This window comes from Saccharothrix mutabilis subsp. mutabilis (genome assembly GCF_039521145.1).
GTDB lineage: Bacteria > Actinomycetota > Actinomycetes > Mycobacteriales > Pseudonocardiaceae > Actinosynnema > Actinosynnema mutabilis.
The window spans coordinates 1-12,632 of record NZ_BAAABU010000026.1 but is presented as its reverse complement, the minus strand read 5'-3'; the positions used below and the strand labels follow the sequence as shown (position 1 = coordinate 12,632).

10 protein-coding genes are annotated in these 12,632 nt (G+C 70.8%); 4 read left to right on the top strand and 6 right to left on the bottom strand.

Annotated elements, in window-relative coordinates; translation table 11 throughout:
* Window positions 1-117: 117 nt before the first annotated feature.
* Entirely contained in the window at window positions 118-1,437 is a 1,320-nt protein-coding gene (locus tag ABD126_RS33720; RefSeq protein ID WP_343938729.1) for an O-antigen ligase family protein, read from the bottom strand.
* Complete coding sequence (locus ABD126_RS33715) at window positions 1,434-2,552, bottom strand: GumC domain-containing protein (protein WP_343938727.1); 1,119 nt, start codon at window positions 2,550-2,552, stop codon at window positions 1,434-1,436. The genes ABD126_RS33720 and ABD126_RS33715 overlap by 4 nt, the downstream gene beginning before the upstream one ends.
* Window positions 2,553-2,635: 83 nt before the next feature.
* On the opposite strand from ABD126_RS33715, the gene ABD126_RS33710 reads away from it, so the two are divergent.
* Window positions 2,636-3,589: a TolB family protein gene (locus tag ABD126_RS33710; RefSeq protein ID WP_343938725.1), complete on the top strand. Its 954-nt coding sequence runs from the start codon at window positions 2,636-2,638 to the stop codon at window positions 3,587-3,589.
* Here ABD126_RS33710 and ABD126_RS33705 read toward each other — a convergent pair.
* From ABD126_RS33705 to ABD126_RS33695, 3 genes are read right to left on the bottom strand one after another with little or no spacing between them, the layout of a single operon-like run.
* Window positions 3,586-4,803 carry a rhamnosyltransferase WsaF family glycosyltransferase gene (locus ABD126_RS33705; RefSeq protein ID WP_343938723.1) on the bottom strand — a complete coding sequence of 406 codons (1,218 nt, stop codon included), beginning with the start codon at window positions 4,801-4,803 and terminating at the stop codon, window positions 3,586-3,588. The two genes, ABD126_RS33710 and ABD126_RS33705, sit on opposite strands and share 4 nt — an antisense overlap.
* A 2-nt stretch (window positions 4,804-4,805) precedes the next feature.
* Window positions 4,806-6,239, bottom strand: a complete 1,434-nt coding sequence (locus ABD126_RS33700; RefSeq protein WP_343938721.1) for a lipopolysaccharide biosynthesis protein — start codon at window positions 6,237-6,239, stop codon at window positions 4,806-4,808.
* Window positions 6,224-7,273: a glycosyltransferase family 2 protein gene (locus ABD126_RS33695; protein ID WP_343938719.1), complete on the bottom strand. Its 1,050-nt coding sequence runs from the start codon at window positions 7,271-7,273 to the stop codon at window positions 6,224-6,226. Before ABD126_RS33695 ends, ABD126_RS33700 begins: the two co-directional genes overlap by 16 nt.
* A gap of 97 nt (window positions 7,274-7,370) precedes the next feature.
* On the opposite strand from ABD126_RS33695, the gene ABD126_RS33690 reads away from it, so the two are divergent.
* The 3 genes from ABD126_RS33690 to ABD126_RS33680 all read left to right on the top strand — a co-directional run bounded on the left by ABD126_RS33690 (window position 7,371) and on the right by ABD126_RS33680 (window position 10,922).
* Window positions 7,371-8,231: a glycosyltransferase gene (locus tag ABD126_RS33690; protein ID WP_343938717.1), complete on the top strand. Its 861-nt coding sequence runs from the start codon at window positions 7,371-7,373 to the stop codon at window positions 8,229-8,231.
* Window positions 8,232-8,260: 29 nt separating this feature from the next.
* Window positions 8,261-9,511, top strand: coding sequence for a hypothetical protein (locus tag ABD126_RS33685; protein ID WP_343938715.1), 1,251 nt, complete (start codon window positions 8,261-8,263; stop codon window positions 9,509-9,511).
* Between the two features lie 121 nt (window positions 9,512-9,632).
* The gene (locus ABD126_RS33680) at window positions 9,633-10,922 is read left to right on the top strand and encodes a beta-propeller fold lactonase family protein (RefSeq protein ID WP_343938713.1); all 1,290 of its coding nucleotides are present in this window, start codon (window positions 9,633-9,635) and stop codon (window positions 10,920-10,922) included.
* Window positions 10,923-11,160: 238 nt separating this feature from the next.
* Here the strand turns inward: ABD126_RS33680 and ABD126_RS33675 are convergent, their stop codons facing one another.
* Window positions 11,161-12,360, bottom strand: coding sequence for an MFS transporter (locus ABD126_RS33675; protein ID WP_343938711.1), 1,200 nt, complete (start codon window positions 12,358-12,360; stop codon window positions 11,161-11,163).
* Window positions 12,361-12,632: the final 272 nt, after the last annotated feature.

Below are 12,632 nucleotides of genomic sequence, written 5' to 3'. Positions count from 1 at the left end.
AAGGCCCCTTGTGGCTGGGAGCCCAACCCAAAACCGCCGCTGCGCGGCGAAAAGCGTGCCGCTGCGCGGCGAAAAGCGTGCCGCTGCGCGGCTGAGTGCTCAGGGGTGCGGTGGTGCTCAGGGTGCGGGGGATCGGGTCTCGTTCGCTCGTTGCTCGCGGGCGATTCGCAGCATCGCTCCCGCCAGTCCGATGTAGGCGAAGACCAGCCCGGTCGCCACGCCGAACCCCAACAGGTCGAACGTGATCGACGCGATCCCGCCTGCCAGCACGGCCGACAGCGCGCACGCCGCCAACCCGCGCAGGTGCTCGTCCTTGCTGATCATCCGGACCCGCACCACCGCGTACGCCGCCGCCAGGAACATCCCGATCAGCGCGAACAGCCCCAGGTACCCGTTCTCGATCAACGTCAGCAGGAACTGGTTGTCCAGGATCGTGTACTTCGTCGGCAGGAAGGTCCCGAAACCCCTGCCCAGCCACGGGTTCAGGTCGATCTGCTCGGCCGCCGCCGCGTAGTCCGCCGTCCGCGCCTTCACGCTCGGGTCGTCCTCGATGTTGGAGAACATGCCGCGCAGCGTGCCGAACAGCCCCGGCACCGCGACGGCCGCGCCCAGGAAGAACCCGCCGCCCACGATCGCCGCCGTGACGCGCTGCCGGCGGGGGAGGGTGATCACCATGATGACCCCGGCGACCGTCATGCCGAGGATCGCCGTGCGCGACAAGGCGGTCATCGCGCCCAGGCCGACCAGGGCCAGGCACGCCAGCCACCGCACGTACGGCGTGCCCTCGTCCCTCGCCCGGAAGACGTAGTGCGCGCCCAGGGGCACGGCCATCGCGCAGATCAGGCCGTACTCGATGGGGTGGTTGGTGGTGCCGGTGGGCCGGCGGAAGATCGACCGCGACTCCATGACCGCGTAGCCGTTCTCCTGCGCCCGCAGTCCGGGGAGGCTGACGTAACTCGCCAGGTCCACCCCGAGCCCGAACTGCACCAGGCCGACGAACGCGATCACCGCCGCGCACGCGAGGATGAGCTTGAGGACCTTGTCCAGCCGCTCCTTGGTGCGCACGGCGTCGCAGATGAACACCGCGAGCGCGATGGTGGCGGTGATCCGCACGATGCTGGAGTCCGCCACGGTCAGCTCGTCGGTCGGCAACCACCGCCGCGTCGCCACGGCGTAGGTCGCGAGGTGCGCGGCCAGGTAGAGCCCGATGGCGAACCGGACGATGTTGCGGCCCTTGCCCATGCCGAGCGTGTCCACCATCTGGGCCGACAGCCACAGCACGCCCAGCAGCAACGCCACCACGAGCGCCGGCGGCAGGGTCATCGGCACGAACGACAGCACCAGGCGAGCCGGGATGATCAGCAGGGCGAGGAGGTAGACGCAGACGAGCGTGGCCCCGTCCACACGCTGCCGGACGTGCGTCTGCTGGGCGGTCAAGAGCCGTCGTCGTTGGTCGGCCATGCCGGTTTGGGCGGCGGCACGGCGATCTTCACCGTCTTCTCGCTGGCGGTCGGCTGGGCCTTGGGGGCTTGCACCTTGACCGTCTGCTCACTGGCCGTGGGCCGGTGCACGGGCGGGCCCGGAGGGCGCCGCTGCGCGCCGTTGGGCACCGGCTGGCCGGGGCCGGGGTGCGTGGCGGGCTGACCGCCGACCACCGGGCGCTGTTGACCGTTGGACCCGGGACCCGGTGCGCCAGTGGAACCGGGCGCGCCGGCCGGGCCCGGTGCGCCGACGGGACCCGGCCCACTGGGCGGAGCAGGGTTGGCGGCGGGGGCGGTGGCGGGCGTGGCGGTCGGGCGGGCGGGCGGTTCGGGGCGGGGCTCGTCGGTGGGCTTGGCGTCGTCGTCGGCCTTCGGGTCGGCGTCGCCGCCGCCGGCGGCCTTCGCTGCCGCTTCGCGGCGGCGGCGGAGGTGGTTCAGGATGCTGTCCGAGCCGAAGGTCGCCGCGGTCGTCAGCAGCATCAGCAGCACGAACGCCGCGCCCGCGTAGCGCACCTTCCCGCCGATCTGCGCCTCCGCCTCGGTCGGGTTCACGATCACCTGCGAGGTGATGAACGTCGACTCCGGCGCCTTGAGCTTGCGTTGCTGGTCGTCCAGTTCCTTCGTGGCGAACTCCAGCACCGTGGTGACCATTTTCTCGGCCGCCTCGGGGGTGTCGCTGTCCGCCGTGACGAACAGGAACGGGCCGTTCTGGCCGCCGCCGGTCGCGGTGTAGTTCAGCGGCGAGTCCTTGACGATGCCCAGCTTCTCGCGGGTCTTCGGGTCGGCCAGGATCTGGGACAGGATCTGCGAGGTCGTGGCCAGGCTGCCGTCGAAGGCCAGCAGCGGGTTGATCTTCACCGCCTCTTCCGGCGTGACCTTCTCCGAGAACGTGCCGCCGGCCGCCGGCGTGGTCAGCACCATCACGCCGGAGGACTGGTAGCGGGTCGGGATCGAGATGAAGATGCCCATGGCCACCGCGACAGCGATGAACGCCGACGGCACGGCGATGTACCACCGCCTCCGCAGCGTCCGCACGGCACCCCAGAAGTCCATCCGCTCCCCGATCCGCATCCACCCTGAGTCGCGTGCCGCAGGGTCTTGTTACTGTAGAAATCGGCCGACTCCGGCCCGGTCGTTACAGGTGGTGATGGACTTTGGGCTCGCGTCGCGTGGTGCTCGCCGTCCTGGCCATCGTACTGGTCGTCGGGGCCGGCGTGGTGTACGTGACGACGGTCGTCCGGGGGCAACCCGCGGCGCCGACGGCCGCGGTGGACGCCGACCTGATGTTCGTGGAGCTGGCCGACGGCCGCAGCCGCGTGGAGCAGGTCGCCCTGGCCGCCCCGGACACCCGCAACGGCACCGACCTGGCCTGCCAGCGCGTGTACCGGGCGGGCGGCACCACGGTGTGCCTGCGCCTGGCCGGTCCCGGACCCACCTACGCGGCGGAGATCTCCCGCGACGGCGCCGTGGTCCGCACCGTGCCGCTGCCGGGCGTGCCGAGCCGGGCCAAGGTGTCGGCCTCCGGCCAGGTCGTGTCGTGGACGTCGTTCGTGACCGGCGACTCCTACCTGGTCCCGGGCGGCTTCTCCACCCGCACCGGCTACTTCGACCTGCGGACCGGCGAGGTGGTCGAGTCCCTGGAGGGCTTCGCCGCCGAGGTGGAGGGCAAGCCCCACACCGCCCAGGACGTCAACTACTGGGGCCTGACCGTCGCCGCCGACGACCGGACCTTCTACGCCACCCTCGCCTCCGGCGGCTTCACCTGGCTGGTCAAGGGCGACCTCCGGGACCGTCGCGTCACGTCACTGCGCCGCGACGCCGAGTGCCCGTCCCTGTCGCCCGACGGCACCAAGGTGGCCTACAAGAAGCGCATCGGCCGCCTGGGCCCCTGGGACCTGGCCGTCCTGGACCTGGCCACCGGCGAGGAACGCCGCCTGCCCGGCACGGCGGGCGTGGACGACCAGGCCACCTGGCTCGGCGACGACCGACTGGCGTTCTCCGCGGTGCCCAAGGACGCCAAGCTGGCCTCCATCCACACGGTCCCCGCGGACGGCCGGAGCAGCGCCACCCTGATCATCAAGGACGCCACCTCGCCCTCGCCGATCTAGACGAGCAGCTCGCGGCGCAGCACCTTCTCCAGCTCGTGCCCGGCCGCGTCCCAGGACCGGCCCGACACGCTCGCCGACGCGGCTCGGGCCACCGCGTCGAAGTCCGGCGTGGTGACCACATCGGACAACGTCCGGGCCAGGTCGTGCGGGGTCGCCGGCGCGTAGCGCACGTGGTCGTTGTCCAGCACGACCCGGTTGTGGCCGGCCTCGTTGACCACGGGGATGCACCCCGCCGCGAGCATCTCGTGCGGCACCAACGAGACGTTGGTCATCGACAGCGTCAACCCGGCGTAGCAACGGTTGTAGACGGCGTTCAGCTCGTCCGGCGTGACCAGGCCGTGGTCCACGTGCCTCGGCCCCAACGACCCGATCTTCTCGCCGTAGGTGTGGATCACCACGTCCGGGTGCCGCTCGGCGAAGACCTCCAGCGCCAGCAAGCCGATCTCGATCGCCCGCCGGGGCGCGAGCCGCCGCGCGTAGAACACGACGCCGTCGCGCGCCGCGTCCTCGCGCAGGTGGTACCGGTCGGCGTCGCAGCCGAAGTCGAACCAGTCCGCCGGCATGCCCACGTCGGTCCGCAGCTTCTCCGCCAGGAACCGGCCCGCGGTGAAGCCGTGGAAGCCCATCCGGTAGGTGTTCTCCGCCAGCGCGGACAGCCCGCCGACCGGGAAGAACCACGGCTCGTAGTCCTGCACCAGGTAGAACCGCTTGCCGGCGCAGGGGTCGTTGAACGCCGGGTAGGCGGTCATCCACGCCGTGGCGAAGACCGCGTGCGCGTCGGCCATCCCCTCCGTGACGTCGAACACCCCGCCCCGGAACCCCGGGTACGCCGCGCGGATCACCGGCTCGTGGTCCACCGCGCGGCTGCCGTACACGTCGTACAGGTACAGCCGGCACGTGTGGCCCAGCGACTCCAGGTGCTGGATCAACCGGAACATCGTGGTGTGGCCGCCGGACCCCGGCGCGGGCGGCGTGCTGATCCAGTTGATGGTCAGCGACCCGTCCGCCGGCACCGGCGGCACCACGACGGGCTTGCGCGCGGACACGTCCGCCGCCCGCACGTCCTCCAGGCGCACCGGGAAGACCTCCGCGTCCGCGCCCAGCCGCTTGGCCGCCGTGCGCAACGCCCGCGCGCTCAGCGTGCGCAACCCCTGGTCCCGCACGATGCGCGACACCTGGTGCGCCCGACGTCGGAACACCTGGACAGGCTTCACGGCTAACCCCTCCGCAGCAGGCCGAGCGCCTCGTGGCGCAGCGGGAAGACGACGGCCGTGTAGGCCAACAGCGACAGCGCGCCACCAACGATCAAGCGCCACAACGGGTCCGCGACGAACCACTGCACGCCCAGCGCCACGGCCACCATCACGACACCGCCGACCACCGGCCGGGCCACGGCCACGCCCAACGCCCGCGCCCGAACCCCGTAGGGCCGGAACGCGATCAGGTAAGCGGGCATGATGAAGACCAGCACCACGACGCTCTGCGCCAAAGCGACACCGCGGATGCCGTCCAGGTGCGCGCCCAGCGCCAGCAACGGCACCAAAGCGGCCAACCACACCACGTGGATCACCAGGATGGCCCGCGACCGCCCGGCACTGGCCAGGTAGTCGTACCCCAGCTCCAGCGCCACCCGCAGCGCGCCCAGCAACACCAGAGCCGCCAAGGCCGCCGCCGCGGGAGCCCACCGCTCGCCGTAGACCGTGCGCACCAACGGGTCAGCCAACGACGCCAACAGCACGCACGCGGGCACGGTGAACAGCGCCAACAACCCCAGAGCGCGCCCGAACGCCCGTTGGAACGCCTCCGGGTCGTCGCGCAGCTTGGAGAACGCCGCCAGCGACACGCTGCGCACCGGCTGTGAGAACGCGCCCACCGGCCAGTTCGCGAGGTTCGTCGCCAGCAGGTAGAAGCCCAGCGGCACGGTGCCCAGCACGCTGCCCACGATGATGCTGTCCGCGTTCAGCACGCCGAAGATCAGCAGCGACGCCCCGGCCAGCGGCAGCCCGAACCCCAGCACCTCGCGCGCCCGCCGCCGGTCGAACCCCGGCCGGTAGCGCTCCTTGGTGAACGCGAACATCACCACGGCCGCGGTCAGGTTGGTCGCGATGCGCGACCACGCCAGGCTCCACGCCCCGAACCCGAGCACGGCCAGCACCACCACGACGGTCGTGCCGACGACGAACGCCGACGTGTCGGCCGCGAACTTGTGGTCCTGCCGCAACTCCCGTTGCAGCAACGCGCCCGGCACGGCCGAAGCGCCCGCGATGACCAACGCCACCGACATGAGCTGGATCACGCCCGTGGCCTGCGGTGTGCCCATCGCGTCGGCGAAGAACGGCGCGCCGAGCACGCAAATGCCGCACAACAGGCAACCGGACAGGATCGACAGCGTGGTCACCGTCGGCGCGATCTCGTGCACCGGCTCGTCCGTGCGCACCAGCGCGACGCTCACGCCCATCTCGCTGACGCTCATCACGATGTTGAGCACCACCAGGGCGACCGCGAACACGCCGAACTGCTCGGGCGCGATCAGCCGCGCCAGCAGGACGCCGACACCGACCTGGGAGACCCGTTGGAGCAGGCTGTTGATCGCGCTCCACCGGATCGCCGAGCTGACCTTGCGCTCCAGCGTGGTCACTGGCCGCGCCACTTCCAGACCTGCTTGCCGACCAGGCCGCGACCGCGCTTGACCAGGTGCGCGCCGACGAAGACCTGGGTGCGGCTGCACAGCTTCGCGCCCAGCGCCTTGCGCCGCTTGAGCGCCCGGTACTCCGGCAGCCGCTCGGCGTGCGGGTAGACCGACCGGGCGAACTCCACCAGCTCCTCGACCGGGATCTCGGCCAGCTTGTCCCGGTCGTAGGCGCGCACGGCCCGCCACAGGGCGTCCTTCGCGATCGACCGGTTGGCCAGGTGCTTCAGGCGCGGCGGCAGGTCGGGGTGCTCGGAGAAGAACCGGTCGAACACCGCCTGCCGTTGCTCCAGGTCGGCGAACACCGACGAGAACTGCGTGCGGAACATGCTCTGCTGGTGCACCCGGTAGTACGCGGCGGGCTTGCCGCGCACGTAGCCGATGTCCGACACGGCGGCGATGCGCATCCACATCTCCAGGTCGCCGGCGTGCGGCAGGTCCGGCCGGTAGCCGCCGACCCGTTGCTGCACCGACGTGCGCACCACGGCCTCGGGGGAGGACAGCACGTTCTGCCCGGTGCGGCACCGGTTCTCGATCCAGTCCACACCGGACCACACGGTCGTGCCCGCCGGCGGGGTCACGATCTTCGGCAGGTCGTCGTGGTCGGAGTAGTAGACAACCCGCCCGTAGACCATGCCGACGTTCGGGTTCGCCTCGAAGACCGCGGCGGCGCGGGCGAGCGCGCCCGGCGCCAACAGGTCGTCAGCGGACAGCAGCACCGTGTAGTCGGCCTTGGCCCATTCGAGCAGGCCCTCGTTGTAGGTCGCGATGTGGCCCTTGTTGACCTCGTGGCGGCGGCCCTCGACCCGCGGGTCCTTCATCAGCTCCGCCATGACCTGCGGCGTCTCGTCGCTCGACGTGTCGTCGATGATCAGCACCCGCACGTCCACGCCGGGCTGGTCCAGCACGCTGCGCACACAGGCCCGCAGGAACCTCGCGTAGTTGTAGCAGGGGATGACGACGTCGACCGTGGGTCGTGTCGGGGCTTCAGTCACGTCCTACACATCGCGGCCGGGCACGGATCGTTAACTCGGCGGCGATAACGGTCGGCCCCGGATCCCGATGTACCGGTCGACGGGAAGGGGTCTTCCGATGGACCACGTTGTGCTGACGCGCTTCAACCTGCCCTCGGTCGGCGCGGAGAGCGTCGTCCGGGCGCGGGAGGGGTGGTTGACCGAGCGCGTCGGGCTGTTCGAGCGGTACTGCCTGCCGTCGGTGCGCGCGCAGACGTCCGCGAACTTCAAGTGGATCATCTACTTCGACCCCGAGAGCCCCGAGTGGCTCAAGGACCGCATCCGCGAGCACGGCGGGACCTACACGCCCGTGTTCCGCGAGCAGGTCAGCCGCGAGGAGCTCCTGGAGGACATCGCCAAGCTCTTCCCGACCAGGGGCGACGCCCTGCTGACCACCAACCTCGACAACGACGACGGCCTGGCCGCGGACTTCGTCGCCCGCCTCCAAGCCGTCCGCACGACCGCGCCGCGCACCGCGCTGTACCTGGCGAACGGCCTGGTCAAGAGCCCGACCGGGCTGTACGCCCACCACGACGCCGACAACGCGTTCGCCTCGGTGCGGGAGTCGTGGGACGCGCCGATCACGTGCTGGGCCGACTGGCACAACCGGTTGCACCGGCACGCCGAGGTGGTGTCGGTGGGCGGCGCGCCGGGCTGGCTCCAGGTCGTGCACGGCGGGAACGTGAGCAACCGCACCCGGGGCCGGCTCGTGTCCCCGACCCCGCACCGCGCCGCGTTCGGCGCAGCGCTGGACGACGTGCCCGAGCCCGACCGCCGCGTGCTGGTCCGTGACCGGTTCGTGGGACATCCCTTGCGGGTGGCCCGGGACACCGCCCGATACTTGGCCAAGACGACAGCCATGCGCGTCCTCGGACCCGGTGGCTTCGAGAAGGCCAAGCAGGTGCTGGCCGCACGTGGCCGCGCCACCTCGTCGAGCTGACCCCGGCTCGCTGAACAAAGGCAACCGACATGGCTCGTGCCCGTCACCTCGCGTTGGCCGCTCTGCTGCTCACCGCCGTCGCGTGCGAGGCCGAAGCCGCACCGCCGCAGCCGCAGGCCCCACCCGCCCCGGTGGTCGACTACTACAAGAAGTGGGCCAACGGCCCGAACCCGACCGGCGATGCGAACGTGTTCCCGATCACCGTGTGGATGCAGGACCCGTCGGGCGTCGAGAACGGCGTGAAGCTCGGCAAGGCCTACCCCGGCATCGGCATCGGCACCGGGCTCGGGCTGTGGGAGGACGAGTGGTGGTACCTGCGCCGGGAGGGGCTGATCCAGACCGACTGGCGGGTCTACGTCGATCCCAAGCGCGTGGACGCCGTGCTCGGCGACCAGGGGCACGAGCACAACTACGTCGGCTACCTGGTGGCCGACGAACCGGACATGAACAAGGTCTACGGCGACGTGTTCCACCCCGAGATGCAGCCCTCGGCGATCCTCGCCAAGTCCAACGAGACCCGCGCCATGGACCCGTCCCGGCCCACCTACATCAACTTCGGCGTGTGGATGGGCACCCCCGGCGGCAGCGTCGGCTACGGGTACGTCGAGAAGTCCTACGAAGAGGACATGAAGACCTACTGCTCGGCGGCGGACATCGCGTCGGCGGACTACTACGGGTGGACCCACCCCGACCGCGGTGACCGCGTGGGCGCGTTCAGCTACGGCGAGGTCATCGACACCATGCGCAAGTGGTGCGGCCCGGACAAGCCGCTGTACGGGTTCGTCGAGACCGGCCACCCGCACACGCACGGCGAGACCATCGAGCCCGACCAGGTGGAGTCCGCCGTGTGGAACACGATCCTCCACGGGGCCACCGGCATCAACTACTTCGCGCACAGCTTCTACACCGAGGGCAAGGGCGAGTACTCCAGCGTGCTGACCCGACCGGAGATCACCGCCAAGGTCAAGGCGGTCAACGCGCGGCTTCAGGCGCTCGCGCCGGTGCTCAACGCGGCGAGCCTGCCGGGCGTGACGGCCAAGAGCGACAACGGCATCCCGGTGTCGGTGCTGCACAAGCAGGCCCAAGACGCCAAGTGGGTGATCGCGCAGACCGACGGCAACACCTCGGTCCCGCGCAGCGGCGCGGCCCGGGTGGAGATCAGCGTGCCGGTGCGGTCGGGGACGGCGACCGTCGTGGACGAGAACCGCACTGTGCCCATCGAGAACGGGAAGATCGTGGACGACTTCGCGCCCTACCAGGTGCACGTGTACCGGTTCTAGGAACGGGCTTCCGGGTCTGGCTAACGGCCGGGGCCGCTACGGCGATTGGGGCAATGCGGGATCCCAGTCGACTTGGAGGCCGAAGTTGCCCGGAACAGAACGGCTCAGACCGATTCGCAAGGTGCCCGCGCTGTGCGGCGCCGCAGCCCTGGGCGCCGCCCTGCTCGTGCCGTCCGCGTCGGCCGTGGCCGCGCCGACCCGCGTCCTGGGCTACATCGCCAACAACGGGGGCGGCGTGTCCGTCCTCGACACGGCGACCGACACCCTGACCAGCACGCTGTCCGACGCGGGCGGCGATTCCCCTTACGGGGTCGGCGTCGCGTTCGACGGTGCGCGCGGCTATGTGACGAACGTCCGCAACAACACGCTGACGGTCATCGACACGCCCACCAACACCATCGACGCCGCGGTGCCGGTCGGGGACGGCCCGGCGGGCGTGGTGGTGTCGCCCAGCGGCGGCCACGTGTACGTGTCGAACTACCGCGGCGGCACGGTGTCCGTGGTGGACGCCGCGACCCTGACCGCCACCGCGACCATCGACGTCGGCCCGAACGCGGACGGCGTCGCGATCACGCCGGACGGCAAGAAGTTGTTCGTGGCGCACGACGTGGTCGGCGCGGGCACGGTGTCCGTCGTGGACACCTTCACCAACGCCGAGGTCGCCGAGATCTCGACCGGCAACACGCCGACCGCGGTGGCGGTGACGCCCGACGGCAGCCGGCTGCTGGTGGTCAACAAGTTCTCCAACAACGTCGCGGTCGTGGACACCGCGTCGCACGCCGTGCTCGGCACGATCCCGGTCAGCTTCATCCCGCACGGCGTGGCCGTCTCGCCGGACGGGACGCGGGCGTTCGTGACCAACAGCGAGGCCGACTCGCTTTCGGTGCTGGACATCCCCGCGATGGCGCCGGTGGCGGCCGTCCCGGTGGGTGACCGGCCGATCAGCGTGGCGCTCACGCCGGACGGCGCCAAGGCGTACGTGACGAACTTCAACGGCAACTCCGTGTCCATTGTGGACACTGCATCGCTGTCGGTGGTCAACACGATCGCCGTGGGCGTCAACCCGGTCGGCATCGCCATCCACGCCGTGCCGCCCGCGCCGACGAAGCTGGCCGGCGGGCACGCCGCGCTCCAGCTGCGGCTGCTCGGGTTCACCGTGCGCGGCATGGACGCCACGTTGACCGAGTCGCACACCGGGAGGCCGGTGGCGGGCAAGACCGTGGCGTTCCGCACGGTCAAGGGCCAGGCGCTGTGCACGGCGGTGACCAACGCGTCCGGCTTCGCGTCGTGCGACGCCAACGTGCCGCTGCTGGTCGGGCTGGCGACGTTGTTGCAGGGCTACACGGCGGCGTACCCGGGTGACATCACCCACGGCCCGTCGGTCGCGCACGGCTCGATCGGCTTGCTGTAGGCCGTGGTTCGGCTCGGCTCGTGCTCTAGGGGCACGGGTCGAGCCGGATCTCGCGGCCGGACAGCCGGTCTTCCAGCGGCGCGTCCTCGCGGCCGTCGCGCACTAGGGTCCGCGCACTGGGGTCCGCGCACTAGGGTCACGGTCATCCGCGCCGAGCCCACGCAGTCGCCGACCTTCTCGTGGCTGGTCCCTCCCCGAACCCGGTGAAGCGTCCACGACATCGGTTCAGGGGTGGGGGTCAGGCCATGCGCCAAGCAACCACCAGGGCAAGGACGAGCGCACCGATGGCGCTGTAGACCGCCGTGCCGAACGCCGCGAACTGGAGCAGGAAGCCGAACGCGACGGAAGAGATCAGCCGGGTGAGCGCCTGCCCCGTCTGGATGACCGACAACCCGGAAGCCCGCAAGGATTCGGGAACGAGCGTGCTGATGCGCGCGGAGAGAACCCCGTCGGTCGCGGCGTAGAACAAGCCGTGCAGCGCCAACGCGATCCCCATCCCGAGGTACCCCGATCGAGGGGTGAGCAGGAGGACGTACACGGCGAGCAACAACACGTGCCCACCCAAGAACACCCGCCACCGACCGACCCGGTCGGCGAGCAACCCGACGGGTGTCGCCGCGAGCAGGAAGACCAGGGCGGTGCCGAGCGGCAGGAGGGGCAGCAGGCCGGGGGAGATGTCGGTGGACTTCTGCACGAGGATGAACACGAACGCGTCCGACAGCGTCGCCAACCCGAGGACGGCGGCGACGACGGCGACCTTCCGGTAGCCCGCCTGCCGGAGCAGCGCGAGCCCGGCCTTGAGAGAGGGCCGGGGTCCGGGCCGCGTGACGCGGCGGTTCTCCCGGACGAACGCGACGAGCACGATCAACCCGACCGCGGCGAAACACGCGCTGACCACGAACACCGGGCCCGCGACCATCCCGATCTGGTGCAGGAGCAGAAAGGTGATGAGCGGCCCGAGAAGCGCGCCGATGGTGTCCATCGTGCGGTGCACCCCGAACGCCGCGCCGAGCCGCTCGGGGGGAGTGGCGAGCGAGATCAGCGCGTCGCGGGGAGCGGTGCGAAGCCCTTTGCCGGCCCGGTCGGCGGCCATGGTCGCACCGATGCCGAACGCGTTCGCGCCGACGAGCGGGAAGAGCAACTTGGTGACCGCGGACAGTCCGTAACCACACGCGGCGACCGCCTTGTGCCGGTGGGTCTTGTCGGAGACGTGGCCGCCGACCAGGCGGAGGACGGCCGTCGCACCCGTGTACAGACCGTCGAGGATGCCGAACTGGGCGTAGCTCATCTGGAGCGTGAAGACCAGGTAGACCGGCATGAACGCGGTCACCATCTCGGCGGAGACGTCGGTCAGCAGACTGACCGTGCCCAACGCCACCACGGTGCCCGGGACCTTGCCCCGGATGGGGTTGGTGGGTCGGACGGATGCGACGTACATGCCCCCTTATCGGTCACCGTTGGTAGCCGTTACCGGGTTGCGCCGGATGTGGCCTTGATCGCCACACCACCCTTTCCACCGCCCACCCTCGCCTCTCCGCCGCCCGCCCTCTCCACCGCCAACGACGCGTCTTCCGCTCGCGCGAAGCGCGGCGTCCCGCCGCGCAGCGGCGGGCTGGGCTCCCAGCCACAAGGGGCCTTCGTGTTCCCCACCGTATGACCTGCCCGAAGGGCTACCACAGATTTCCCCGGGTGACGCCGAAAGTTTTGCGA